General features: G+C 46.6%; 23 protein-coding genes, 1 other RNA gene and 1 pseudogene. 13 read left to right on the top strand and 12 right to left on the bottom strand.

All coding sequences use genetic code 11. The annotated features are described in order from the left end of the window. Nucleotides 1–28: 28 nt before the first annotated feature. Both PQQ36_RS13565 and PQQ36_RS13560 read left to right on the top strand, forming a co-directional pair. Nucleotides 29–1,720 (top strand): chitinase, encoded by a 1,692-nt coding sequence (locus PQQ36_RS13565; protein ID WP_039552865.1) that lies wholly within the window; start codon nt 29–31, stop codon nt 1,718–1,720. A gap of 160 nt (nt 1,721–1,880) precedes the next feature. Further along, nucleotides 1,881–2,474: an acetate uptake transporter gene (locus PQQ36_RS13560; RefSeq protein WP_013572341.1), complete on the top strand. Its 594-nt coding sequence runs from the start codon at nt 1,881–1,883 to the stop codon at nt 2,472–2,474. 124 nt (nt 2,475–2,598) lie between these two features. On the opposite strand, the gene PQQ36_RS13555 is transcribed toward PQQ36_RS13560, so the two are convergent. After that, a complete protein-coding gene (locus PQQ36_RS13555; protein ID WP_273661676.1) occupies nt 2,599–4,140 on the bottom strand; it encodes an alanine/glycine:cation symporter family protein in 1,542 nt (513 codons plus the stop codon). 320 nt (nt 4,141–4,460) lie between these two features. After that, nucleotides 4,461–5,714, bottom strand: coding sequence for a D-amino acid dehydrogenase (locus tag PQQ36_RS13550; protein ID WP_013572339.1), 1,254 nt, complete (start codon nt 5,712–5,714; stop codon nt 4,461–4,463). Nucleotides 5,715–5,739: 25 nt separating this feature from the next. On the opposite strand from PQQ36_RS13550, the gene PQQ36_RS13545 reads away from it, so the two are divergent. Both PQQ36_RS13545 and PQQ36_RS13540 read left to right on the top strand, forming a co-directional pair. Beyond that, nucleotides 5,740–6,726: a LysR substrate-binding domain-containing protein gene (locus tag PQQ36_RS13545; RefSeq protein ID WP_080557505.1), complete on the top strand. Its 987-nt coding sequence runs from the start codon at nt 5,740–5,742 to the stop codon at nt 6,724–6,726. A gap of 89 nt (nt 6,727–6,815) precedes the next feature. Continuing rightward, entirely contained in the window at nt 6,816–7,793 is a 978-nt protein-coding gene (locus PQQ36_RS13540) for an ion channel (RefSeq protein WP_072610743.1), read from the top strand. A gap of 48 nt (nt 7,794–7,841) precedes the next feature. Here PQQ36_RS13540 and PQQ36_RS13535 read toward each other — a convergent pair. From PQQ36_RS13535 to PQQ36_RS13525, 3 genes and pseudogenes are all read right to left on the bottom strand, one after another. Then, nucleotides 7,842–9,756, bottom strand: a pseudogene (locus PQQ36_RS13535) (BCCT family transporter). A 224-nt stretch (nt 9,757–9,980) separates the two neighbouring features. After that, nucleotides 9,981–10,586 (bottom strand): DedA family protein, encoded by a 606-nt coding sequence (locus tag PQQ36_RS13530; RefSeq protein ID WP_039552869.1) that lies wholly within the window; start codon nt 10,584–10,586, stop codon nt 9,981–9,983. Nucleotides 10,587–10,884: 298 nt separating this feature from the next. Next, nucleotides 10,885–11,871, bottom strand: a complete 987-nt coding sequence (locus PQQ36_RS13525; RefSeq protein ID WP_039552872.1) for an L-threonylcarbamoyladenylate synthase — start codon at nt 11,869–11,871, stop codon at nt 10,885–10,887. Between the two features lie 302 nt (nt 11,872–12,173). Here PQQ36_RS13525 and PQQ36_RS13520 point away from each other — a divergent pair, with 302 nt between their 5' ends. The 6 genes from PQQ36_RS13520 to PQQ36_RS13495 are packed head-to-tail and all read left to right on the top strand — an operon-like array spanning nt 12,174 to nt 17,457. Next, nucleotides 12,174–12,761 carry a DedA family protein gene (locus PQQ36_RS13520; protein ID WP_370443746.1) on the top strand — a complete coding sequence of 196 codons (588 nt, stop codon included), beginning with the start codon at nt 12,174–12,176 and terminating at the stop codon, nt 12,759–12,761. Beyond that, nucleotides 12,758–13,885: a D-alanine--D-alanine ligase gene (locus PQQ36_RS13515; RefSeq protein WP_273661675.1), complete on the top strand. Its 1,128-nt coding sequence runs from the start codon at nt 12,758–12,760 to the stop codon at nt 13,883–13,885. The genes PQQ36_RS13520 and PQQ36_RS13515 overlap by 4 nt, the downstream gene beginning before the upstream one ends. 23 nt (nt 13,886–13,908) lie before the next feature. Continuing rightward, on the top strand, nt 13,909–14,463 hold the full coding sequence (locus tag PQQ36_RS13510) for a hypothetical protein (protein ID WP_011078504.1): 555 nt from the start codon (nt 13,909–13,911) through the stop codon (nt 14,461–14,463). Between the two features lies 1 nt (nt 14,464). After that, complete coding sequence (locus PQQ36_RS13505; protein ID WP_011149623.1) at nt 14,465–15,220, top strand: NRDE family protein; 756 nt, start codon at nt 14,465–14,467, stop codon at nt 15,218–15,220. Between the two features lie 14 nt (nt 15,221–15,234). Then, on the top strand, nt 15,235–15,672 hold the full coding sequence (locus PQQ36_RS13500) for a YHS domain-containing (seleno)protein (RefSeq protein WP_011078502.1): 438 nt from the start codon (nt 15,235–15,237) through the stop codon (nt 15,670–15,672). Between the two features lie 42 nt (nt 15,673–15,714). Next, nucleotides 15,715–17,457: a lysophospholipid acyltransferase family protein gene (locus PQQ36_RS13495; protein WP_072610740.1), complete on the top strand. Its 1,743-nt coding sequence runs from the start codon at nt 15,715–15,717 to the stop codon at nt 17,455–17,457. Between the two features lie 434 nt (nt 17,458–17,891). On the opposite strand, the gene PQQ36_RS13490 is transcribed toward PQQ36_RS13495, so the two are convergent. From PQQ36_RS13490 to smpB, 4 genes are all read right to left on the bottom strand, one after another. After that, complete coding sequence (locus tag PQQ36_RS13490) at nt 17,892–18,374, bottom strand: helix-turn-helix transcriptional regulator (RefSeq protein WP_029786578.1); 483 nt, start codon at nt 18,372–18,374, stop codon at nt 17,892–17,894. Then, nucleotides 18,359–19,720, bottom strand: a complete 1,362-nt coding sequence (locus tag PQQ36_RS13485) for a type II toxin-antitoxin system HipA family toxin (protein ID WP_043877077.1) — start codon at nt 19,718–19,720, stop codon at nt 18,359–18,361. Before PQQ36_RS13485 ends, PQQ36_RS13490 begins: the two co-directional genes overlap by 16 nt. Before the next feature lie 451 nt (nt 19,721–20,171). Then, nucleotides 20,172–20,538, bottom strand: a transfer-messenger RNA (tmRNA) gene (ssrA, locus tag PQQ36_RS13480). 67 nt (nt 20,539–20,605) lie between these two features. After that, nucleotides 20,606–21,091: an SsrA-binding protein SmpB gene (gene smpB / locus PQQ36_RS13475; RefSeq protein ID WP_011078466.1), complete on the bottom strand. Its 486-nt coding sequence runs from the start codon at nt 21,089–21,091 to the stop codon at nt 20,606–20,608. Between the two features lie 115 nt (nt 21,092–21,206). Between smpB and PQQ36_RS13470 the strand changes: the two genes are divergently transcribed. Further along, on the top strand, nt 21,207–21,638 hold the full coding sequence (locus PQQ36_RS13470) for an SRPBCC family protein (RefSeq protein WP_026050324.1): 432 nt from the start codon (nt 21,207–21,209) through the stop codon (nt 21,636–21,638). After that, the gene (locus PQQ36_RS13465) at nt 21,635–21,988 is read left to right on the top strand and encodes an RnfH family protein (RefSeq protein ID WP_039552946.1); all 354 of its coding nucleotides are present in this window, start codon (nt 21,635–21,637) and stop codon (nt 21,986–21,988) included. The genes PQQ36_RS13470 and PQQ36_RS13465 overlap by 4 nt, the downstream gene beginning before the upstream one ends. 95 nt (nt 21,989–22,083) lie before the next feature. On the opposite strand, the gene bamE is transcribed toward PQQ36_RS13465, so the two are convergent. From bamE to nadK, 3 genes are all read right to left on the bottom strand, one after another. Then, a complete protein-coding gene (gene bamE / locus PQQ36_RS13460) occupies nt 22,084–22,443 on the bottom strand; it encodes an outer membrane protein assembly factor BamE (RefSeq protein ID WP_011078463.1) in 360 nt (119 codons plus the stop codon). Between the two features lie 178 nt (nt 22,444–22,621). Next, on the bottom strand, nt 22,622–24,286 hold the full coding sequence (recN, locus tag PQQ36_RS13455) for a DNA repair protein RecN (protein ID WP_108694289.1): 1,665 nt from the start codon (nt 24,284–24,286) through the stop codon (nt 22,622–22,624). A 248-nt stretch (nt 24,287–24,534) separates the two neighbouring features. After that, nucleotides 24,535–25,419 (bottom strand): NAD(+) kinase, encoded by an 885-nt coding sequence (gene nadK, locus PQQ36_RS13450; RefSeq protein ID WP_045621470.1) that lies wholly within the window; start codon nt 25,417–25,419, stop codon nt 24,535–24,537. 145 nt (nt 25,420–25,564) lie between these two features. Between nadK and grpE the strand changes: the two genes are divergently transcribed. After that, a complete protein-coding gene (gene grpE, locus PQQ36_RS13445) occupies nt 25,565–26,161 on the top strand; it encodes a nucleotide exchange factor GrpE (RefSeq protein ID WP_017420013.1) in 597 nt (198 codons plus the stop codon). Nucleotides 26,162–26,328 lie beyond the last annotated feature (167 nt).

Below are 26,328 nucleotides of genomic sequence, written 5' to 3'. Positions count from 1 at the left end.
TTTGTGTAGAGAAAAAGGATAAGGAAGAATGAAGATCTCCCATCTGTCGGTTCTGATCGGATGCACGTTAGCCGCTGGAGCGCAAGCGGCAATGAATATCCAACCAGACCCTCAAAACCCGAATGGATATGTTGTTTCACGAGTGGATCTGCAAGCCGCAGAGCAAGCGCAAACGGCAGATCCCATGTACGCAATTTGGTCGAAGGCGTTAGAAACACGCTCGAATACCATCGTCGAAGCCATTGCTCCCGGGGCGGCGAGCAACCCTGATAACGTAAAGCGTACTGAACGTGTTTTCCCACAAAGTGAATGGGATTTTCTCACTCATATGGCTGCGCCCGAATACACTTATACGCGTTTTTTAAAGGCGATAGGTAAGTTCCCTGCTTTCTGTGGCGAGTACACCGACGGGCGAGATTCAGATGCGATCTGTAAAAAATCCATCGTGACTGCCTTTGCTCATTTCGCGCAAGAAACCGGTGGCCACATTGCGATTGACAACGTCTCTGATAACCCACTAGGTCTGGAAGAGTGGCAACAAGCGTTAGTTCACGTTCGTGAAATGGGGTGGTCGGAAGGCCAAGCCGGTTACACCACGGGTTGTGGCCAAAACGATTGGCAAAACAAACGTTGGCCGTGTGAAGCGGGGCAGGGCTATTTTGGCCGTGGAGCAAAACAGCTTTCTTACCACTTCAACTATGGGGCCTTTTCGGAAGTGATGTACGATGGTGATGCCACCGTGCTGCTTAAGAATCCAGCTTTGGTGGCGGACTCTTGGTTAAACCTCGCTTCAGCCATTTGGTTTTTCTTAACGCCTCAAGCGCCGAAACCAGCCATGCTGCATGTGATCGACCGTACTTGGGTGCCATCCCAGCGTGAAGTGGACGCAGGCATTGGCTATGGCTTTGGTACCACGATTAACGTCATCAATGGTGGTATTGAGTGTGGTGAGCAGAATAAAGACAAAGGCCAGCCGGTTAACCGTATTCGTTACTGGGAAGGGTTAGCATCGCACTATCAAATCCCTGTGGAAGCGGATGAGAAGAACACCTGTTGGCAGCAAACCCCTTATGGCAGTTTGAACCTCAATGGTGCAACCGACGTGCTCTACACCAACTGGGACGGCAACTGGAAATATTACGCCGATCGCCCAGGAGGCTATTCCTTTGAGTGTGAATTGGTGGGCTTCCAAACGGCCTATTCGGCGTTAGTACCAGGCGACTACGAAAAATGTGTGACTAACTTCTATGGCTCGCACGCAAGTTGGCCAGAAGTGCGTGTGGTTGACAAACTAGACCCTGTTGACCCAGGAACCCAACCGGGTGGCAATGAGTGGAGCGCAAGTAAAGTTTACGTTGCTGGCGACCAAGTCACTTACAAAGGTACGACATACAAGGCGAAATGGTGGACACAAGGCAACGATCCAAGCTTAGGTGGGCCTTGGGAATTGGTGGCGGGAACACCAACAGAGCCAACGCCAACACCAGATCCTGTACCAACGCCAGATCCGACTCCGGACCCAGAGCCAACACCGGATCCGACGCCAGAGCCAACCCCAGTCCCAGGTACCTTTATTCAGTGGGAACCGGGAGTGACGCAGGTTGCGAATGGTGAAAAAGTGACTTACAACGGTAAGTGCTTTATCGCTAAAAATGGCCCAGGAGTTTGGGAGACGCCAACGCAATCAAACTGGTTCTGGGATGAGATTTCTTGTCAGTAACCTTTCTAACCTCAAACAAACTCTGGCTATGCCAGAGTTTGTTTATTCAGCTCGTTTAATATGAAATCTTAGTTTGCACTTTAGCTAGCTATCTTTTATCCAACGCTTCATTAAAATCCGCGCGTAATTTTTATAAACATTTTTGAAAAGGTACGCGTTTATGTCTACTAAACTGGCTAACCCAGCGCCACTTGGTCTAATGGGTTTCGGTATGACTACTATCCTGCTCAACATTCACAATGCAGGTTTCTTCCCGATTGACTCAATGATCTTGGCAATGGGCATCTTTTACGGTGGTCTAAGCCAAGTGATCGTAGGCATCATGTGCTTTAAGCGTGGTGATACCTTTGGTACCACAGCGTTTACGTCTTACGGTCTATTCTGGTTGACGCTGGTTGCGTTGATCGTGATGCCATACATGGGTCTACCAGCAAGCCCTGCAAATTTCATGGGTTGGTACCTTGCTCTGTGGGGTATTTTCACTGGTTTCATGTTCATTGGCTCGCTGTGCTACCCAACAGCAAAACAAGTGGTATTTGGTTCATTGACCATTCTGTTTGCACTGCTAGCAGCACGTGATTTTACGGGCAGCGAACTTATCGGCACGATCGCGGGCTTTGAAGGCATCTTCTGTGGTGCGAGCGCAATCTATTTTGCTATGGCGCAAGTGCTAAACAACGAATATGGCCGCACTATTTTGCCTATTGGTGAAAAGAAAGCACCAGCCGTGAGCGCGCAAGAGCTTGCTGCATAAGCCACATCGTTTTGGGAACAGAAATGAAAGGGGTTAGCCAATGGCTAACCCCTTTTTTTATTTGCCCGTGAGGGCAACACTGCCTTTTTCTTATTGTACGATGTTGTGTTTACTTCCTGAGAAGTTAGAGTGAAGGTTGCTCCACGACGGTGGTTTGTTTTTCTTCCGTTTGTGGATCTTGACCTGTTTTACGTTTGTATTTCTCTTCCCAGTAAGTCGCTCCTGAGATACCCAGTTTTACAGGGTTGAAGGTGTAGTCGGTCACGCCTTGCTTTTGTTGCTCTTCATAATCTTGCAGCGCTTTGATCGCTGGCTTCGACATGAAGAAGATGATTAGAATACCAACGATGTTGAGCCATGCCATCAAGCCAACGCCCACATCACCCATTGCCCATGCCAAGTTCGCGGTTTTCACTGTGCCGTAGAAGACGACAGCAATCAGTGCGACTTTCAGTACAAACATCAAACCATTCACTTTGAAGCTGCGACGGATGTACGCGATGTTCGTTTCTGCAATGTAGTAGTAAGCAAGAATCGTAGTAAAGGCGAAGAAGAACAGCGCAACCGCAATGAATGGTTTACCTACGCCTGGCAATGCACTTTCAATCGCCATTTGTGTAAACACAGGGCCGTTGGCTGCGATTTCTGCCGAGATGTTTTGTACGAGGAAACCTTCTGCACCATGAACGTTATACGCGCCAGTGATCAGAATCATAAAGGCGGTCGCTGAACAGACGAGCAGAGTATCGATGTAGATTGAGAACGACTGCACCAAACCTTGCTGCGCAGGGTGATCAACACTGGCTGCTGCCGCTGCGTGAGGGCCTGTTCCTTGACCTGCTTCGTTTGAGTAAACACCACGTTTTACACCCCAACCAATTGCAGAGCCGACACCCGCCATTGGTGTGAATGCATCACCTACGATCATCGCGATGATACGTGGTACTTCACCAATGTTGAGTAGGATGATCACGAACGCCGTGATGATGTAAGCCAATGCCATGAATGGCACCACGACTTGGGTGAAGTTTGCGATACGTTTTACACCACCAAAAATGATGAACGCTAGGATGACAGAGATGACCGTACCAGTGAAAATTTTCGCAAAACTGAAGGTGCCGATGGCGGTCTCAATCATCTCTCCAGGACCAAATGCCGCTTCAACCGCATTACCAATGCTGTTCGACTGCACGCCTGGTAGTAGGAAGCCACACGCAAAGATGGTCGCAATGGCGAAGATCCACGCGTACCACTTCTGACCCATGGCCTTCTCAATGTAGTAAGCTGGGCCACCACGGAATTCACCGTTGTCTTCTTCTTTGTAGATTTGCGCCAGTGTGGATTCTGCATAGGCGGTTGCAGCGCCAAAGAAGGCTACGACCCACATCCAGAATACCGCACCCGGACCACCAAAACCGATCGCTGCTGCGACACCTGCGATGTTACCTGTACCGACGCGACCAGAAAGTGAAACGGCTAATGCTTGGAAAGAGGAGATCCCTTTTGAAGAGCTTTTACCAGAAAGGAGTAGGCGCCACATTTCGAAGAAGTGACGCACTTGAACGAAGCGAGTCACGATGGAGTAGAACAGACCAGCGCCCAAGCACAGATAAATCAGCACCGGGCTCCAGATAATTCCATTCAGAAAATCAACTAAAGACTGCATGAGTATTTTTCCCTGTTAGATGTTTGTGTTGTTTGTTTTCTGTTCGGTATATTAATCTTTTTGTAATGCAATTGTTAATTAAAATATCCAAAACATATCACCTTCGTGACTGTGAACACAAAATGCTAATAAATTGTTAAATGGAAAAGAGTAAAAACGCTGTATGGAACAATATGCGGGATATCGGTGGCTATTTACTTTTATTGCAGAATAATGCATCGCAGAACCATTCATCTTTTGTATGAAATGAGTTCTGCGATGTTGGGGAATTTTAGATAAATCCTCTAATGGCTTATCTGGCCGCTTTATTGCGTGTTGGGTTAGCTGGCGTAGCGGAAGAGATCCAACCCTGCCGGATTCTCCGATTGCTCGCCAGTGATGATTTGGCTCAGCAAGTGACCTGAGCCACACGCCATGGTCCAACCTAAGGTGCCATGTCCGGTATTGGTATAGAGATTCTTGAGCGGGGTTTTGCCGATGAGTGGTGTGCCGTCTGGTGTCATAGGGCGAAAACCTGTCCAGAATTCCGCCTTAGCAAAATCACCGCTATGAGGGAAAAGATCGTTCACCACCATAGAAATGGTTGCTTTGCGTTTCTCAGGAATCGCAGGATCGAACCCCGCGAGCTCTGCCGTGCCTGCCACGCGAATGCGGTCATCAAATCGAGTCAGCGCCACTTTATAGGTTTCATCCATGACCGTAGAAACCGGAGCTTGGCTTTCATCGGTGATCGGAACGGTCAGTGAATAACCTTTGACAGGATAAACAGGTATCGTGATCCCCAGTTGTGCCAGTAGTGCGGTGGAATAACTGCCCATGGCCACCACGTATACATCGGCTTGCAATTCGCCAGCATCAGTAGACACACTCACTACTTGGTTACCTTGAGTGTTGACCTTATTCACGTTCGTATTGAACAAAAAGGTCACGCCTTGCTGTTGTGCCAGTTCTGTCATCTGTTGGCAAAATAAATAGCAATCGCCCGTTTCATCGTCAGGTAGATAGAGACCGCCCGTCAGCTTATGGCTCACGGCTGCCAACCCCGGCTCTTGCTTAATGCACTCATCGACACTCATACGTTGATAGCGCGTACCGCTTTGCTCAAGTAGTGCGATGTCTTTTTCAATGGCGATCAACTGCTTTTGAGTACGAAAAACTTGCAACGTGCCTTGTTGGCGGCCTTGGTATTCAATATCGTGCTCTAGGCGAAGTTGGCTAAGGCATTCACGGCTGTGATTGGCAATTGCCAGCATCCTCGCTTTGTTCACTTGATAACGACTGAGTTGGCAGTTGGCCAACATTTGTGTCGCCCATTTCAGTAGTTGAGGATCAAGAGAGGGTTTGATTTTTAGTGGCGCGTGCTCTTCCATCAGCCAGCGAAGCGCTTTTTGTGGAATGCCCGGTGCAGCCCAAGGCGAAGAGTAGCCGTAAGAGATCTGCCCTGCGTTGGCAAAACTGGTTTCTTCCGCGCTGCGTGCTTGGCGGTCGACAACGGTCACCTGATAGCCCGCTTTTTGTAGATACCACGCGCTCATCAAGCCAACCACACCACTGCCCAATACCACTGCTTTCATTGATTTTCTCCTGATTAGAAACAGCGTGAGTTTCTTAGGTTTACAACTTGGTAACAATCGATATAAATTAATTGCTGCTTATAGAAAAACTAAACGCAAGTGGGCAAAAATGATCAAAAGCACTTATGTATCGGCACTGCATACTTTTGTGGAAGTGGGTAAGTACCCCAGTTTAACCGAGGCTGCAAGGCAACTTTGCTTAACTACCGGTGCGGTGAGTCAGCAGTTATTACAGCTAGAACAGCAACTTGGTTTTAGTTTGTTTGAACGGCACTCTCGCGGTATTCGCTTTACGGAGAAAGGTCGTCAACTTCATCAATGTGCAGCGTTGCACTTTGGGGAAATGGCAGCGGAAATCCAACGTTTAAAGCAAGAGCAGAATCGCCCACAGGAAGTGCGTCTTAAATTGACTCCTTCTTTTGCCTTCAAATGGCTGGTGCCAAAATTGGAAAGCTTTCACCAGCAGTACCCCGATATTCAAATCCAAATTTTTGCCGAAGGGGCTTTGGTGAACAGTGATACGCGAGATTTTGACCTCGCGATTGATTACCGCCCACACCCGTTTCGTCAAGCCAATACCGAGTTGCTATTGGATGAATATTTGCTGCCTGTGATGAACCCCAGATACTTGCAAACACACGCGTGGTTGCACAATGCCGTGTATGCGCTAGATGAGTGGAGTCAAGTGGTGCTTTTGCACGACGCTATGCCGTGGGAAAACGCGCCAAGGGATTATGAATGGCTTAGTTGGGTCGCGCAGAGACGGCTCGATTTACCAACCGAAAGAGGACACTTCTTTAACCGGACCGATATGGCGATGTCGGCTGCCGAAGCGGGTGTAGGGATTGCCATGGCACGCATGGCGCTGATTGATGATGAGTTGCAAACCGGCCGCTTAGTCTCTCCTTTTCAGCCCATCCGAGCAGAGGCGGGGTACTATTTGATCCACAACAGCAAAAATGACAGCACCGCAGCGTTTACCACTTGGCTTAAGCAACAAATTTCAAATTGAGTGGCAACTCAATAACTAGCTCCTACACTTACTTTTATACCGTGGTCATAACAAATAAATCCAAATCGGTATGACAAGAGGGGCAGCAAATGAAGTCAGAAAAAGGCCGATGCAGCTATCAAAATCCTGATGGCTGGTGCTGCGATCAACCGTGTGGGGAGTCTGGTTTCTGTTACTGGCACGATCCCAAAGTCGATAAAAGCAATGACGACGTCAAGTCGCAGGTTGAGCAATGGGCAGCAGAAGGTAAACCTTTAGACGGATTTCAGTTGGCAAAAACAAACTTGGTTGATCTCAATTTGGTTAACCGTGGTAGCAAGGTTGGGTTTCAGTGTCGAGGTGCCGATTTCTATCGCGCAGACTTAAGTGATGCTCATTTTTTTGGCTTAGATTTACGCGGTTCTTCACTGATGAAGAGCAAATTGGTGTGTGCCAATTTGCACTGCGCAAAACTAGAGGGTTGCAATTTACTCGGAGCGGACTTGGCGCGTGCCCGTCTCGAAAATATCGAGTGGGGGGAGGAGCTCAAACAGGAGCAAGAAGCGCGAGTTGCGATGAAAAAAGGCGATCATAAAAAAGCCAAATCCTTATGGCAAGAAGCGGAGGAAGTCTGCCGAGGGGTACGCAAGCAGTGTGAAAAACAAGGGTTGTTTGAAAGTGCAGGGCTATTTTTTAAAAAGGAAATGCGTTTTCGTCGTTATCAAATGCCGAGACTCAGCCTGCAGCGGATTTTATCGAAATTGGTTGATCTGTTTTGTGGCTACGGAGAAGACCCGCTTAGAGTCGTGTTGTTTTCACTGTTCCTGATTTTTGCCAGTGCAGCGGCTTACTTTTTCTTAGACACCACCTCGGCTAACCCGATTTATGCCGATGTGACGGGTTGGCAGTTCTATTTTCTGGAGTTTCTTAATGCCCTTTATTTTAGTGTGGTTACATTTACCACGCTTGGTTACGGAGACATATCGCCGGTTGGCGTGGCACGCTTTATAGCGGCATTGGAGGCGTTTCTTGGTAGCTTTACCATGGCCTTGTTTGTGGTGGTGTTTGTAAAGAAAATGACGCGATGAAAGAAAGCTCACTCGTACATGAGTGAGCTTTTTGGTTGTGATGAGTGATTAACTGAGTGATTCTGACTGAAGAGATTGCAACTCTTTTTCTTTGATCAGCTCGTTAAATTCAATGCGCGCTGCTTGAGCCGCTTCAGATGCTTGCAGTTTGTGTTCTTTAGCCTCCATTGCCGCGTTCGTTAGGCGTTGAATTTCTGTAAGTTGTTCCTCAGGAGCTTCTCCCAGTTCTAAGCCGCTTTCTCCGCGAGAGAGCGCTTCAGAACGTATCACTTTTTTCAGTTTCCAGATGGCAGCGAGAGCCTCGCGTTCTTGCTCTGCTGCCTCAACCGCTTCATCTTTCAATCGTTCGAATTTCGCCAGTGCCATACCTTCGCGTGACCAAGGATCAACATCAGGAAACTCTTCTATGTTGATAACGGGATCTTCATAACCTTCTTGGTGTGCTAAGTCTAAGCTTGCGGCTTTGATTCCGGAAATCATCAACATAATGGCGATACCTAGCAATGGTAAACCGCCCACAATGGCTGCGGTTTGCAATGTCGCTAAGCCACCCATGAATAAGAGAATGGAAGGCATGAGTGATAAGGTGAAAGCCCAAAACAGTCGGTTCCAGCGTAGTGGATCTTCCGTGACATTGTTTTGTACAACGGACGCGAGAATAAATGAAATCGAATCGAAGGTTGTCGCAGTGAAAATAATGCACAAAATAGTGAATACCGCGATCACGACAGTGCTGAGCGGAAGTTGTTCCAGAATGGCAAAAATGGCTCTTGTCGCACCGTGCTGGTTAAGAATGGCGACTACATCTAATTGACCCGAAAGTTGCAATGATAAACCAAAATTACCCAGCACCATAAAATAGAGCGCACAGCCCATTGAACCGAAAAAGATCGACCCTGACACCATCTGCTTTATGGTTCTCCCTCTCGAGATTCGCGCAACAAACAGTCCCATACTTGGGGCAAACACTAGCCACCATGCCCAGTAAAAAATCGTCCAGTCTTGAGGGAAGTGGGTATCCTCGAATGGCCCATAACCGCCAAATGGTTCCGCCCATGTTGCCATAACGAAGAAATTGGACAGCATTCGGCCGATAGAATCTAAGCCGGTTTCCAGCATGAAGAGTGTTGGGCCTGTCACTAAGATGAAAGCGAGCAAGGCGAGCGCACCCCAGAAATTGATGTTGCTGAGTACTTTAATACCACCATCCATGCCTTTATAAGAGGAATAGGCGAACAGCGCAGTACACAGGAGCAGTACACCAATTTGTGAGAGTGTTGTTGAAGGGATGCCAAATAAATAGCTGATCCCTTCATTGATGAGAGGGGCAGCTAAACCAAGCGTGGTGGCTGCGCCACCAAGAAGGCCAAAAATAAACAAAACATCGATCACTTTGCCCAATTTACCGTAACTTCTTGCTTCTCCAATCACAGGCATCAGTGCCGCAGAAATTTTCAGAACTGGCTGCTTACGAACATAGAAGAAGTAAGCAATGGGTAAAGCTGGAATCAGATAGATAGACCATGCAATCGGCCCCCAGTGGAAAATTCCGTAAGTGGCGGCCCAGCGAATGGCTTCTTCACTGCCTGCTTCTAGTTGGAATGGCGGATTTTGGTAGTAGTAAGCCCACTCGATAGTGCCCCAATAAAGAATGCTGGCTCCGATCCCTCCGCAGAAAAGCATCGCCGCCCAGGAGCCTGTGGCAAACTCTGGCTTTTCATCGGCATCGCCCAGTTTAATTTGACCGATATCGCTGAAAATGATGTAAACCATGAAGAAAAATGCAGCCAAACCAAGGCCTAGGTAAAGAAAACCCAGCTTATCGGTCATGAATGTTTTTGCTACGCCTATCCAGTATTCTCCTTGAGATGGCCAAACAAGAAGTGGAATAATCACCGAAAAAAGAAGCGCTAGAGCGCCAAAAAAAAGTGGGTTTATCGATGAGTTCAAAGTGCCTTTTCATAAAATTCCCTAGTACAAAATTACAATCAGTATGAAATACCGATTGTTCGATACTAATGAGGGAGTCTATTTGTGCAATTGAAATATTGAATGGTAACCACATGAATTTTTTATAGTATTCACGATGATGCTAAATTGGTTGGTGAGTAATTGCTTTTAGAAATAACAACAAGAGAAGCGTCACCTTTACTGTGGTGTAGGCATCACCATGTCTTCTATTCGTGGTTATTTTGAACGGCGTCGGTGTTTGATGACAGCATAAATCATCGAACAGAAGAGCAGGGCGCTGATCCCCCAAATAACAAAGTGGTGGGCAGAGTAAAAATGGGTGATCTGATGCAAATGTTCGAAGGCAAAGTGAGTCAGTAAGCCAAATACCGCAACCCAAATGCTGGTGGCGAGAAGGTTGCCTAAGAGAAATTCTTTGAGGGGCATTTTGGCAATCCCACACGCCAGTGGCATAAATTGTTTCATCCCTTCGACAAAGCGGCTGATGACTAGGCAAGCTGGGCCATATTTTTGAATGGCCTGTTGCAGCTTGTGAAACTTAGTACCTGAAATGTAGCCTTTTTTATCCAACCAAGACTCAAAGTGGTAACCCAACAAGTAACCACAGCTGTTGCCGATAAAACAGCTCAACCAAGAGACGATCATCACCCAATAAAAATTCATCACACCATCAGAAGATAGGATGGATGCTGCGATCATTAGCGATTGCCCTGGCATCGGTACGCCAACGCCCTCAAGCACGATGCTGACGATCAAAGCTAGGTAGCCATATTGTTCCAACAAAGGTTGCATAGAAATCAGCAGTTGGTTGAGATGTTGCACGGTCACTGTCCAGAAGGGGTATGCGATAAAGAGATGTTAATACGCCTGTCTATGGCGCGAATCAAGTGTGCTGATGGGTTCTTGCGTGGATTTTACAAAACCGTTCAGTTGTCGAGCGGTGACTCAGCAATGGTGATGTGTACAGCTTAAGAAGCATTTAGATCATCATGTACCTAAAGCATTTGGAACATGATGATCCTAATGCTTAAAAAGCAGAACCAACGGCTGAAAAAGTGGGAAAAATACATAAAGAAAACCCAGCGATAGCGGCTGGGTTTTCTGGTTATTCTTTTTTAAATCAAAGTTTTGATTGTGCTCGATTGAGTCGGTCATGAACGGCAAACCAGCTTTCGGTCACCGGTGGTCTTTCTACCCAAATTTCCTCACAGCCCCATTTGTCCGCCTCATCGAGTGTGCGATATAAGTCATGCGAGTATTCGGCGACGGAAGAAGGCATCTGTCTGGCTTCAACATTCTCTTGCGCAGTGAACGGCGTGTAGTGAAGGTAGGCGATCTTCTTATCCCCAACCAGTGCCAGATCGCTAGCTTGAACCAAGCGAACGCGGGTATTGGGTTGGTAGTGGCTAGTAACATTACCGGGTACCGCAACATTATGGCTAACCGGAGAGCTCACTTCCTCGCCCAATGTGGCAGAGAGTTGCGCGGCGGTCACTGGGCCGGTACGTAAAATACGGAAAGGTTTTTCGGTTAGATCGACAATCGTCGACTCAAGCCCGTGAGCGCAGTCCCCTCCATCTAATACGGCCGCAATTTTGCCACCGAGTGAATTCATAACGTGCTTGGCTGAAGTGGGGCTCAGTTTTTTGTAGGGGTTCGCTGAAGGCGCAGCAACCGCCATACCGGAAGATTGCAATAGGGTTGCAAATACGTCATGCGCAGGCATTCGAATGCCGATGGTCTCTAAGCCACCAGTAACCACGGGAGTAACATGGGGCGCTTTTTTCAACAGCAAGGTAACTGGGCCTGGCCAGTAGGCTTGCGCCAAAGTATACGCTTCTTCAGGAATGTCGATCGCCCAATCGGTCAATTGCTCCACACGGCCAATATGCACAATCAAAGGGTGATCGGCTGGTCTTCCTTTCGCGGCAAAGATCTTTTTCACAGCGTCTGGATTGGTGGCATCTGCGGCTAAGCCGTAAACCGTTTCAGTTGGGATCGCCACGAGCTCACCGCTGGCGAGAATCTTTTTGGCTTGATCGATGTCTTTTTGCTCTAGGGCAGAAAGATAAAGCGTGTTCAATGTTACTTCCTCAGAATTGGCCATGAGAGACCGATGTACTGCGTTATCCGAGCCCGCGCCGTGCGGTTCAAAACGAAGGCGACATTATACTCAACTAGTGTGAAGATGCGAGCACTAGCAGTACTGTGCTCTGTTCGTGCAAAATCACCTCGTTGATTCCTTCTTTAAGCTATTGATAAATGGTCAGCAGAGCAAAACTGCGGACCTCGCTCTGCCAGATCATTCGCGTATTTTTCTTCAATGCGTAATTTTTTTCATCCCCTTCCGGTCTATTCAAGCAGCTTATGCATTTCAAATATGACATTTGGCTTCATGGAGGGGAAATGTTGGCCGCCTATATCCAAGAAATATTGAGCTTACATCTGAGCTCGCCGCTGTGGCTGTTTATTGGCATCGTGCTGGTTTCCTATCTCTTGGAAGATCTTGCCATCGTGCTAGCCGCAGGGTTAGCCGTGGAAGGTTACCTCCCTTCTTTGGTTGCCATCGTTGCCATTTTTGTCGGTATTACTACTGGCGATTTAGCGCTCTATTGGTTGGGCAAATATGGTCAAAGTGTCCGTTTTTTGCGTTATCACACGCTCAAGCATAAAGCGTTTCGCCAGGTGAGAGGGCGTATTCAAAGTAAGGCTTTTGTGAGTTTGTTTGTGATTCGTTTTATTCCTGGATTGCGCACCTTAGGTTACACCCTAAGTGGTTATTGCCTCGTGCCGATGCGTGTTTTTTTGTTGGCGGTCATACTCGCCAGCGCGCTCTGGGTCGGGGGGGTGTTTGGGTCGGTGTACTGGTTAGGTAGCCAAGCTTTCTTAGCACAAAGCTCGTGGCTTTGGTGGTGGGTGTTAGGCGCATTTTTACTGCTGACCGTTATGAATCGTGTCGTGAGCCAGTCTTGGTCAAAAGGAAAAATATCAATATGAATCGAGCCATTGAAATGATTGAACAAGGCCGAGTGAATGCGGGCATGCCGTTGTTAAGTCAATCACCCAAGCGTGAGATTTCACCTTATGAGTTTCTACCGAGCTGGTTTTTTTATACCCCGGTTGTGGCGCAGAGTGTCGTGCAAGGTTTGTGGCATCGAGACATCATGCTGCCATTAATTTCGAATCCCACCATACATCTCAGCGGCATGGTGGGAGAGTCTAAGCACGATATTTTGACCTTAGCGGGCAAAGAGGCGCAGCGCTGGATTTCTCCTTTCATCACCGTCAGCAAACATGGGCAGGAGATTGAGAGTCTGTTGGCCGAGATTGAGCAATCGTTGCTTGATGCAGGATTGACTTATCCCTTAGTGGCAAAACCCGATCTTGGTTGCCGTGGCGCGGGCGTGAAGCTTATCGAAACCGAGCTGCAACTTCGTCAATATTTGCACACATTTCCGCAGCAAGCGCGGTTTCTGTTGCAGAAAAAAGCGCCTTTTTCGGCGGAGGCGGGGGTGTTTTACGTTCGTCATCCACAAGAAAAGCAGGGGCGGATTATTTCGATCACGTTGAAGTACGCGCCATCGGTGGTTGGTGATGGCCAGCGAACACTGAAAACATTAATTGAAGACTCGCCTCGAGCAGGTAAGTTGACGCATTTGTATTTCCCAAGGCACAGCAACAAGTTGGATTGGGTGCCTGACGCTGGTGAAGAAGTACAGCTAGCGTTTGCGGGAAGCCACGGTCGTGGTTCGATATTTCGCAATGGCAACCAATACATCACCCCAGAGTTGACTCAGCGTTTAGATGCCATTTTTGATGATTTCAACGGCTTTCATTATGGACGGTTGGATATCAAGTTCGCCGACATTGAACAGTTTATGGCTGGAGAAAATTTCACCATTTTGGAAGTGAATGGTGCCAGCAGTGAGGCTGCCCATATCTGGGATAGCGAAACGCCTTTGCTGGAGATTTTTTCTACGCTGCTTTTGCAATACCGACTGCTTTTCCAAATTGGTGCGCAACAGAAAAAACTGGGCCACCGCACGCCGAAAATCCGTGAATTGCTTCGCGCTTGGCAAACTGAGCGTCAATTAGTTCGTCAGTATCCCGCTACCGATTAGCCCCCATTGTTAGGAATTTCCTTATGTTAATGATTGCCAAATCAGACAACCAACAAGCCAGAATGGTGATGAGTTATCCCGCGGTTGTGCAGGGGTGTTTAGAAACCCTTGAACAAGCACAGCAGTTTTTACTCGATATTGAAGATCGTCACTATGTGACACCCGCGGCCCCGTACGTAAGCAGCAGTATTGGAGAGCATTTTCGTCATTGGTTAGATATTTTTCATGCGATTCGCTTAGCCAGTGAAGAGATTGACTACAACCAACGTCGCCGTGGTCACGCTGTTGAGCACTCTATCGAACAGGCGCAAGCAGAAATCGCACAGCTCACGACGTGGCTAGGGAATTTGAGCGCCGAAGCGGCAGTGATGAAAGTCTCCGTGACCAGTGAAGTGACGCTCTATCAAACACGGATTGCTGAGATGCAATCAACCCTTGAGCGAGAGTTGGCTTTCGCGGCGCTGCACGCCAACCATCATTTCGCTATGGCCAAAGTGGCGGCGCAGGTGATGCAAGTGGAAACCAATAGCGCGTTTGGCATTGCCCCAGCCACCGCGACTTACATCCGAGGCGAATAGCATGTGTTCGGTGACTTGGCTTATAGAGCCTGATGGCTATCAACTGTTTTTTAATCGTGATGAGCAAAAGGCAAGGCCATTGGCGTTGCCCCCTCAGCAAATTTGCATTCAACAAACATCGGTTCTCATGCCGATTGATCCCAAAGGGCGAGGCAGTTGGATCTCGCTCAATGAGCATGGGCTTTCCTTGTGTCTGCTGAATTACTATCAAGGAAAAGTGCCTGCCGGGGAGTTGGTCAGTCGCGGTTTATTATTGCGTCATCTTTCGCCGCATCAGCGAGTTGAGGACATTGTGAAAGTGTTTCGAACCATTCAGTTGAAACGCTTAGCGCCCTTTACTTTGCTGGCGTTTGATCCGTCGTTGACGGCGCGTTTTGGTGATGTCATGGCATTTGAATGGAATGGTGAAACACTAGGGATCTTTCCTGTAGATAGTCCGCTGTTTTCTTCCGCTGTGCATTTCGATGCTGTGCAGCATTATCGCCAGCAACTTTACCGGGAATGCACCGCAAAAGAGAAAACGCGCGAAGCACTGTTGGCTTTTCATCGTGCCTTTGAGGCAAAAGAGCCGCATCTCTCCCCGTGCATGGTACGAGAAGACGCACATACCGTGAGCTTTACCTCTATAAGCGTCAATCGTCAGCACAAGCGCATGAGTTATCTCCCTGGGTTGCCTGTTTTACAGCTCTCAGAAAGCGCACTTGAGGAACACGGTTATCACATTAATCCTGCCGCTGCTGCGGCAAATGATCATTGAGTAAGGAGCTCACAATGAAAAAATGGTTTGCTGTTTTATTGATGCTGGTGAGCGCGACGAGCTATGCCGCTGATGAAATCTACACAGGCTTTTTTAGCAACAAGGCTTTGGATGGGTATGACACCGTTGCTTACTTCACACAAAACAAGCCAGTGAAAGGAGAGGCCAAATTCAAAACGCAATACAAAGGTGCAGATTGGTTGTTTGCATCGCAAGCGCATCTTGATTTGTTTCTCGCTAATCCAGAGAAATACGCCCCTCAATACGGCGGTTATTGCGCTTGGGCCGTTTCCGAAAAGAGCGATTTTGCTCCGGGAGATCCACAATACTGGGCGATTGTTGATGGCAAGCTTTACCTCAATTACGACCAAAAAATTAAACAATGGTGGGACGAAGCACCGCAGCGACACATCACACAAGCCGATGCGAATTGGCCAGCGATGCTGAAGTGATAGCTGTTTGATGTTGGTTTTAACTCGCGTGGAGAGAGAAGTATGTTAACCAGTCCATTTCGATTACCCAGATATACACCTTTCGGCTTGGGAGAATCACTGGTTGAGTGGATGACAGGTTTAGCAAAACTTGATGGCTTTTATCAAGCTCGTCCGAACACTCAAAGCAGTTTTGAATTTATGCGCTATACCCTCTCTGCGTTGAACATTGATTATCGTGTCGAGCAGGGCTTAGTCACGCACATTCCTGAACAAGGGCCTGTTGTGATCGTGGCCAATCATCCGCTTGGGGCAATTGAAGGTGTGATCTTAGCTGATTTGGTTGGCGCAGTGCGTTCAGATGTAAAGGTGCTGGCCAATCAACTGCTCAAGCGCTTGCCTGAAATTGATGAGTTGTTTATCGGTATCGATGTTTTTGCAGGGCGCAGTGCAATGCGTACGAATGCCAACGCAGTGCGAGAAGCTCATCGTCATTTGGCGCAAGGAGGCGTGTTGATTGTCTTTCCTGCCGGAGAAGTTTCCACCTATCGAGAGGGGAGTGAAACCCTATCCGATATTGAATGGAGCCAATCGGTGGCGAAGTTTGTCACTCGTGCCAAAGCCACGACAATCCCCATTTACATCAATGGCCAAAATAGTGCGCTTTTTTACAAAGCCGGAAAAGTACACCCTCTGCTGCGTACCGCTTTGCTTGGTCGAGAGTTGCTGAACAAGAGTACTTCTACGATTGCCATTTCGATCGGAAATCCCATTCCTTATTCCGAGGTGAAAGAGTTTGAACATGAGCGAGATATTGTCCATTACTTACGGCTCAATACGTATCTCATGGGTGCAGAGCAAGATCCACCGTTTGCCTTTTGCTCGCCAGTGTACACGCAACCGCTCATCCAACCGGTTGAGAAAGCTTTGTTAGAGTGCGATCTGGCGGCTCTGCCTTCAAACGCGTTACTGCTAGAGCAAGGTGACTACGCCGTCTATTGCGTGGAATCGACAGCGATCCCTAATATGCTCAGGGAAATTGGCCGAGTTCGAGAAGAAAGTTTTCGTGAAGTGGGAGAGGGCAGTGGCTTGGCGTGCGATTTGGATTCCTTCGATGCCAGTTATCGACAATTGTTTGTTTGGAATCACAGTGAAGGTGAGTTGGTAGGGGCTTATCGATTAGGGCTGGTGGATGAACTTACCGTAGAGAAAGGCCTTGATGGGCTCTATTCGCGAAGCTTGTTTCAATACGACGAAGCCTTTCTTAATACGCTGGATAAAAGTATTGAATTGGGGCGCTCAGTGGTTGCCATCAAATACCAGCGCAGTTTGAATGCTTTACTGCTTTTGTGGAAAGGCATCGCTGCGTTTGTGTCGCAACATCCTCAATACACTCATTTGTTTGGCCCTGTTAGCATCAGTAATGACTACAGTTCAGTGGCTAGACAACTGATGGCGGCCACGCTTTCGATTCATCATTACGATCAAGAAAAAGCGCGATTAGTGACACCCACCACACCATTAAAAACAAGCACATCGCCTTTTTGGCACAAGAATCTGCTCTCGGCATTGGCCAGTGTTTCAGCGTTATCTAAAGTGATTTCGCGTTTGGAAAAAGGCCCTGGCCTACCAGTATTGCTACGCCAATATTTAGGCATGAAGGGGAAACTGGTGTGTTTTAACGTGGACCCTGCCTTTAACCACGCGCTGGATGGTTTGATCGTGGTGAACTTGAAACAAGTCCCGCTGAAAACGTTAGCCAAATATATGGGCAAGGAAGCCGCCCAGCGCTACCTTGAGCAATAAGGTTTACAAAAATAGAAGAGACTTAATAAAGGCTAACTCTTTGAGTTAGCCTTTATATTGCTGAACTACTCTCAAATAAATAGCGTTGTTCGCAAGGACGTCGATATCGGAAAGGCGAGTAACCTGATTTAGTTTAGTACCTTGTTTTAGTACTCACAGCCAAGTTACTGAGAAATAAAATACAAAAAGGGCGATAACTCAAAGAGTTATCGCCCTTTCCAAACGTTTGGTGGGCTGGGGAGTTGAAATGGTTTCTCACTTTTCATAAATTCAGTAACTTATATCGATGTTGCCAATTTGGTGCTGCATCAAATGTTACATCAATTTCCTGCTTCAAAAGGAATTGAACCCGCGTCCACATATTTCTAATTCATTTAAAAAGATTGAGTTCTTATGACAATTCAATCTAAAACAAGAAAGCTGATACAGGACATTTACCCAGCCTCACCATCTATTAGTAGCGATTTTAACACATCGGGAGAAGACGGTAGCATTCCGACTTTTAAGCCAAATGGCTTGAATACCTTGTTGAGAATCTCTGTATTGTAGCTGCCCCGATCATTCTCTATATCTGAGAGTGTTTTTCTTGAGACATCTACAAGTCTTGCGAACACATCCTGTTTGAGTCCCAGTATATTAATGCGTAAACTTTTTAACGCTTGGCCTTGTGTTAGCTCTCCAAGCAATAAGTGTTTGATGATTTTGTTTGCCTCTGTTTTGCGTTCTGCTGCACTTACTGCTTTGGCGTTTTTTGAGGTTTTCGATCTAGTCGGAGTATTAAGTTGCGATCGTTCTTTGGTCGAATGAGTTGCATCCGTCCCAGTCTTGGGCTGATGTTGATTTCGGTTTGCTCTTAGACGAGCAACGGTATCTTGTACGGACTCTTTATTGCTTGGCTTATTCATAGTAGCCCCCATTTAGTGAGCTTTTCTGATATATGATTAAGTCCAACGGCTGGCATCTCTAAGATTTGTTCTGGTACTCCTCGTAATGCTAGTCTCTGCTTTAAGTCAATGCATTTACTTGCAGTAATCTCTAGCTCTTGTAATAACACCTCTTTTGGCACGAGATCAGATAAGGTGTCCGCTATTCCGATGAAGTCGTAAGTTCCGCCAACCTCTAATGGGGCTTTCCATTTTGTTGTTCTTGGAATGCCTTCAGGATCAGCTTTCATTGGTGCGAAGTCGTAAACGGGAGCAAGCTTTATGACTCCATCACCTTTTAAGAATGAAGTGTTTCTGCCATGGTTATCACTATTACCAAACAAGATGTTGAGTAGATCTCTCTTCACCCATTCAATGACGAAAGCTTGGGTATCAAACCTATACCCTTGGTGTTTAACCATATTGCTTTCAGTAATTTTTTCTATGAGAGTTCGGATTGTTGTTTCGTGATCAAGAGTGACCCCAGCGCCTTTGTTCAAAATGGAATACACAGATTCCATGCCAAATCTCTCGATTTGCTGCTCATTAATTTGAACATCAAATCGAGGAAGCCATAAGGAAGGGTAGTTTAATCCTTCCTCCAAGCGCATACCGTCGGTGGAGATCGTTTCAACTCCCATTTCAGTTAGCTCGTGGTAGAAGTAGAACTCTGCTCTTAGAATATTACAGTCGATGGTGCTTCTTGAGCCTCTAGGGTACTTTACTAAGTAATGTAAGTCGTGGTTGCTATTGTCATCTTGGTATGGATCAATCCATATTTTTTCGCTGCCAGATCCATGATCGAGACCACATCGGAGGATCAGTTTTGGCGCTTCACCTCCAGCCCCTGTTGCACCACCCGCGGCTGCGCCCCTTTGCAGTGCATAGTCGAGGAAATCACCTGCTCGATTTTTAACATCATCAACAGAGAAGTAGAGGTTGTCTGCTACTTCGTAGCGCTCAGGAAGAGAGTCTTTTATTCTTAAGTTACCAACAGGCGACATTGTGCCAAACTTGAGCAAAACATAGTCTTGTTCATCAGAACTAAGGTCTTCAATATCTAGATATCTGACCCAGTACCGTCTACTAGCGCCGCTAGGCATAATATCGTCTAGAAACTTTAACCATCCAGGTTTACCCATGTCATTAAAAAAGAATGAGACAGGGTGGTTTAGTGAAACAGCGTGAAAGTCATCTTTATCGTGATGTTCTAGCGCATAGTCGCTGAGATAGTTGAGTTCAGTCACTCGGAAATTATGTTGGCTACTTTTTGGGAATGAGATGATACCAATGTCTATCCATTCACTTCTGATAAAAGCTTGTACGGTTAGTTCTTCCATCAACAATACCTCTACTTATCAATGAGTAAAACTTTACTCTTAAAGTTCCTATCTTTCAACTTATGAGTAACTATTTACTCATAAGTATGTGGCGAGACTCTTTGTGAGTAAATAATTACTCGTAATCTGTAAGCCCAAATTGTTGATGAACAGAATGGATGGAACTATTTATTAATTTTTGACGTAGGTCTTGAAATCGCCAATGATTCCAAGGCCGGTCTCCTTTCTCTTACGTAGGGTATGTTTGATTAGGTACGTAGCGACTGTTTGACTTCAGTATGGTGAACAAAGAGGTGACGATATTTTGGTCGTGAAAGTACCAGTTACCAGATGTTGAAAGGCTCAGGTAGTGCATCGTTTAGTACCTTGTTTTAGTACTCATAGCCAGTTATTGAGAGACAGAATACAAAAAGGGCGATAACTCAAAGAGTTATCGCCCTTTCCAAACGTTTGGTGGAGCTGGGGGGATTTGAACCCCCGTCCGAAAACCATTCATCATTGGTACTACATGCTTAGTCGATCTTTAATTTCACTACCACCTGCGAACCGACACGCGAATGAATAGCTAACCTGAATTATATCTTACGCTTCATCCCTCAGGTGGGGGAATCCACGCCAGCTTGATTTGGTTTGACCCCTCGTGATTCCCCGTCTTACAAGCGGAAGCTAGGGCGAGAGGGCTCTGAGCAGTTTATTAAGCTGCTAGTGCGTAGTTTTCGTCGTTTGCGACTATTTTTTTGCGGTTTGTTAACGAGGCCTACCGCACCTCGGCATGCACCTCAGACTGCAAAATTCCCGTCGAATCCTAAATCAGCCCCAAGGTAATTCGGGCATACTACCAGAAAAGCCTTTTCTGTCCAGTAGTATGCGTCTAAGTGGTTAAGTTTAACGCAGTGAACTCTTCATCACGCGAGCTTTTTGGCGTTGCCAATCGCGATCTTTAATATCATCACGTTTATCGTGTAGCTTTTTACCTTTTGCTACACCGATTTTGATCTTCACCCATGAGCGAGCCCAGTAGAGTGAAAGTGCTGCTAATGTCATGCCTTCGCGGTTGATACGTCCGAGTAAGTTATCAAGTTCACGACGGCTCATGAGCAGTTTGCGCACACGGGTAGGGTTCGCTACTACGTGTGTCGACGCTTGATTCAAAGGAGTGATAGTCATGCCGCTAACGAAGGCTTCGCCGTCACGCATAAATACGTAACTTTCAGAAATATTGGCTTTGCCCTGGCGAAGAGCTTTCACTTCCCACCCTTGTAGCTCCATGCCTGCTTCAATCTCATCTTCTATGAAATATTCGTGGCGAGCTTTTTTGTTCAGCGCGATAGTGTTGCTACCCGCTTTTGGTTTTGAATTTTTCTTTGCCATAGTGATGCCATTATACGGTGTGCAACTTTGATAGGAAATGCTTTTGTTTGCGCTGGCTCAGAATAACAGTAAAATTGTTTGGCGCTTTGAAGTGAAAGCTGTGAGAGGAGAGTCTATGAAGCAAGTCACCCGGTCTGCATTGGTATCGTTTAGTGCAGAACAGATGTATGCCCTAGTGAATGATGTGGCAAAGTACCCTGAATTTTTGCCAGGTTGTTCTGGGAGCCGAGTGATCGAGGCGTCGGACTCCAATATGGTCGCATCGGTAGATGTGGCAAAGGCCGGTATCAGCAAAACGTTCACCACCGCTAATCATCTTGTTCCAGGTGAAGCGATCATGATGACGCTGGTCGATGGCCCCTTTAAAACCCTCAAAGGAGGGTGGTTTTTTACTGCCTTAGATGAACAAGCGTGCAAAGTTGAGTTAAAGCTGGAGTTTGAGTTTTCAAGCAAGATGATTGAGCTCGCCTTTGGCAAAATCTTTAATGAGCTGACCAATAATATGGTCAATGCATTTACTCAGCGTGCGAAGCAGGTGTATTTATGAGTATTGAATCTGAGATGATCCACGTTGAGGTGGTTTATGCTTTACCTCAGGAGCAACGTGTATTAACCCTTGTGGTGAACCAACAAGCGACGGTGGAAGAGATCATTCGTCAATCTGGCGTGTTAGAGATCTATCCCGAGATTGACCTTGGCAAAAATAAGGTTGGGGTGTTTAGCCGTTTGGTGAAATTAGATGCAACGGTGCGCGATAAAGATCGTATTGAAATTTATCGTCCTTTATTGGCCGATCCCAAAGAGATTCGTCGTAAACGTGCTGAGCAAGCAAAAGAGAGTGGTGCGGCGGATCCTGTCACAGGCGGCAAGCCAAGCCCAGTGCGCAAAGCGGACTAACTTCAGCTTCAATACTGGCTAAAACAAACCCCGAATTCATCGGGGTTTGTTGTTATAGGACCATCGTAATGGATGCGGAAGAGACTCGATAACGCTTAGCGGAGCCCTTCAAAAAAGCTATCACTGGCAGGAAAGTCTCCTGCGATATCCACCAATGTGCCATCATCGTTGAAGTTAACGATAAGGTTTTTCTGGATAGATTCTTTGTGTCCTTCCGTATGGTGGTAGATATAGTACCAAGTATTTGGATAGCCATTTTCGATCAGCATCGGTGACCCCATGACAAAGCGCACTTGTGCTTTGGTCATGCCAAATTTCAATTTATCAACCGCTTGTTGTTCAACGTAGTTACCTTGGTTGATATCAATACGATAGACCAGTTTTTCTAACACCGAGCAGCCTGTCAGCATTGTCATTGCCAATGGTAAGGCAACCAACCACTTCTTTAATTGCATAGCTAAATTCTTAGTAACCTCAAAAATACTGCGACCGATAATAAACAAGCTCGGCTCAGATGTAAAAAGCTCTGTGGAGAGTATTGAGGAATCAGACAACGAATTTTGAGATGAGTTGCATTTATGAAGAAAAAAGCCAGGCTCAAGGAACCTGGCTGATTGTTGAAGAAGGCTTAAACTACGCTGCGATCAGCAACTCTTTTGCATTGGCGAGTGTGGATTCAGTAATTTGGCTTCCACCAAGTAGGCGTGCTAACTCCGACACGCGCTGATTTTGGTCTAACAAGCGCATTTGTGTTTCTGTGGTGCCATTTTTGGTGTTCTTAGCCACGAACATTTGCTGATGACCACACCCTGCAACTTGCGGTAAGTGAGTCACACATAGCACCTGAGTTGATTCTCCCAGTTTACGCAGCATTTTTCCGACGACTGCCGCTGTTGGCCCACTGATACCCACGTCTACTTCATCAAAAATGAGGCTAGGTGTGTCGACTTTTTGCGCCGTGATGACTTGAATGGCAAGAGAAATGCGCGACAACTCACCACCAGAAGCGACTTTAGCAATAGGTTGCAGTGGCTGGCCTGGGTTGGTTGAAACCAAGAAGCACACAGTGTCTAAGCCTAATGGCGAGGGATGTGTACCTTCATTGTTGACTTCAATGTTAAAGACCGCCTTTTCCATGCTCAGTTCATGCATACTTTGGGTAATCAGCTTGTTGAGTTCTTTGGCATAGCGACAGCGGGATTTATGCAGTTTCTCCGCTTGTTCAAGATAGTCTTGGTATTTAACCTGCACATTGGCGGCTAACTCATCCATTTTTTCATCGGAGCAATCTAACGCTTCTATTTGTTGCAACAGATCTTGATGATGTTGATAAAGCTCTTCAGGTTGAACGTGGTGTTTACGAGCCACGGACATTACCTTGGAAAAACGCTGCTCAACATAGGCCATACGAGCTGGATCTACATCGATACGATCGAGGTAATTTCTGAGTTCACTGTTGGCTTCTTCAAGCTGAATGATCGCTTCGGCGACCATATCAGGAAGAGCACTGAGTTTCGGGTCTAGCTCCGCCAATTCAATCAAAGCATTGCTGGCGCTTTGTAAAATACCGAGTGCGTTAACGTCTTCGCCTTCGTAGATAAGTTCTATTGCATGCTGGCAAGTGCTGGCGAGTTCTCCGCTATTGGATAGCAACTTATGTTCTTGTTCGAGCTCAGCAAATTCTTCTTCGCCAATCGCAAGTTCATTGAGTTCTTTTATTTGGTATTCCAATAACTGTTTTTGAGCTTGGTTTTGGAGGCTGTTCTCTTGCAACTGTTTTAAGTGATTATCTGCTTGACGCCAATTTTGGTAAGCGACACGTGTGTTTTTCAGCAAGTTGAGGTGGCCAGCGTATTGATCCAACATGGCCATTTGATGTTCGCTCTTCATCAATTGATGATGGGCGTGCTGGCCGTGAATGTTGATCAGTAGTTGTCCCAATGCTTTTAGCTGAGAAAGGGGAACCGGACTGCCGTTGATGAAGGCTCTAGAGCGCCCTTCACTGGTGATAATGCGGCGTAAAATACATTCACTGCCGTCTAAAAGTTCGTTGTCTTCTAGCCAGCGTGTGGCGTGAAGATTGTTGTCGAGTAGAAAGGCGGCACTGACTTCAGTTTTGTCCTCGCCTTGCCTCACCATGCTGGCTTCTGCGCGTCCACCAAGGCATAGCCCTAGTGCGTCAATGGCAATGGATTTACCTGCTCCGGTTTCACCGGTAATGGTTGTCATGCCTTTTGACAGCTCGAGTTGTAAAGACTTAACAATAGCAAAATTATTAACACTTAAATGAGCCAGCATTTTGGTTTACCTGTATAACTGAACAATACTGTATATAAATGCAGTATATACTGTTTCTTTATACAGTAAAGATATCCAAGAGAAAAAATGTGAAGGCGGTTTTATTTACCAACAGAGTGATGTTGCCAAAGAAGAAAACATAAAGGCAAAGCTCAAGTGAGAGGTTGAATTTCTTTTAATGGAAGTGTGTTTTTTTGATGGTGGTATAGAGGGTTAAGGTACGCCTTAACCCTTTTAAGGAAGGGCATTTAGAACAACTTACTCGACCAACCAAGCTTGTTACGTAAGACGTGATAGTAGCTGTAGTCTTTTGGATGGATTAGACGAAGTCGATTTGGACTTTGATAGATATGAATCTCATCGCCGGGAGAAACGGGAAGAGAGACTTGGCCATCACAGCTGACTTCTTGCGTTCCCCGGTTGTCTGGCGATACCAGTAGTTTAATCCTGCGATTGCCATCTACGACTAATGGTCGACTAGAAAGTGTATGAGGAAACATTGGCACCAAAGAAATGGCGTTCAGGCTCGGTGATAAAATGGGCCCCCCGCCAGAGAGCGAGTAAGCGGTTGAACCTGTTGGTGTGGAGACAATTAAACCGTCTGCACGTAGGGAAAATGCAAAGCTCTCATCGATGTAAACCTCAAACTCAATCATATGCGCGACTTGCCCCGGATGGAGCACGGCTTCATTGAGTGCGGCGTTGTGGCTTTTTACTTGCCCATGCCGGTGGATTTCTGCTTCAAGCAAAAATCGTTCTTCCTCGATGTAGGCTCCGTCCAATACGGCTTTCAGAGAGTGCTGGAAATCTTCAGGGTTTAAGTCGGTCAAGAATCCAAGATTGCCTCTGTTTACCCCGATAACACGGGTGTTAAAGCGAGAGAGAATACGGGCTGCACCGAGCATATTGCCATCACCACCAACAACAATGGCCAAATCGGCTTTTTCACCTAACTCGACCAAACCAGAAAAGTGTTCTTCGGGAACATCATTGAGAATGGCGGAAAGTCGATCGTCAATAAATACCTGATAGCCGAGTGAACTCAACCAATGAAATAGGTCGCGATGCGTCTGAATCGCTTGTTGATCTCTTGGCTTACCGATAATGGCGATCACGTTAAATGGTTTTTTCATAGCTTTTCCGCACTAAAGAGGCTTGAATCGGGATTCATCATCCCCATAATAATGGCAAGTTATCTAACTTTGCGAATTTTTGTGAAGATAAAGCCCATAAAACGTGAGGGGCTTTAAGGACAAATAGTTGAATTCTGGAGATATCATGAGCAACGAAGAAAACAAAATCAACGAAGAAGCGCTTAAACAGCAAGACGCTGCGGAAGTAGAAGTAGAAGCTGTTGGCACTGATGCTGATATCGAATGGAACGAAGAGGCCGATGAATCAGCGGCGAAGATCGCTGAACTGGAAGCCGCTTTATTAGCCAGCGAAGCGCGTGTGAAAGAGCAGCAAGATTCAGTGCTACGTGCGAAAGCAGAAGTGGAAAACATGCGTCGCCGTACTGAGCAAGAAATTGATAAAGCGCGTAAATATGCGTTGAATCGCTTTGCTGAAGAACTGCTGCCAGTGATTGATAATCTAGAGCGTGCGATTCAAGCGGCTGACGCTGAAAGCGAAGCGGTAAAACCGTTGCTTGAAGGCGTTGAATTGACTCATAAAACGTTCGTTGATGTGGTCAGTAAGTTTGGTTTGAAAGAAATCAATCCAGAAGGCCAACCATTTAACCCAGAATGGCATCAAGCGATGTCGATTCAGGAAAGCCCAGATCACGAGTCAAATACCGTGATGTTCGTGATGCAAAAAGGCTATGAATTGAATGGTCGAGTGATTCGTCCTGCGATGGTTATGGTTGCGAAATAAGCGAACTGATAGACCGATTCAAACACACAGAGCGGCTTTTGCCGCTCTTTTTTATGTTTCCAAAGCCCCCTGCACCTAACAAACCAACCCTTTGATTTAGTCGATTATTCTTTGCTTTTCCTTTAACTGAAAATTAATTTCTGATTGGAAATTTGTATCATTATTGT

The organism is Vibrio sp. CCUG 15886, from assembly GCF_028570825.1.
GTDB lineage: Bacteria > Pseudomonadota > Gammaproteobacteria > Enterobacterales > Vibrionaceae > Vibrio > Vibrio vulnificus_B.
Note: the sequence above shows the minus strand (reverse complement) of the source record. Positions and strands in the feature narration are given on the sequence as shown.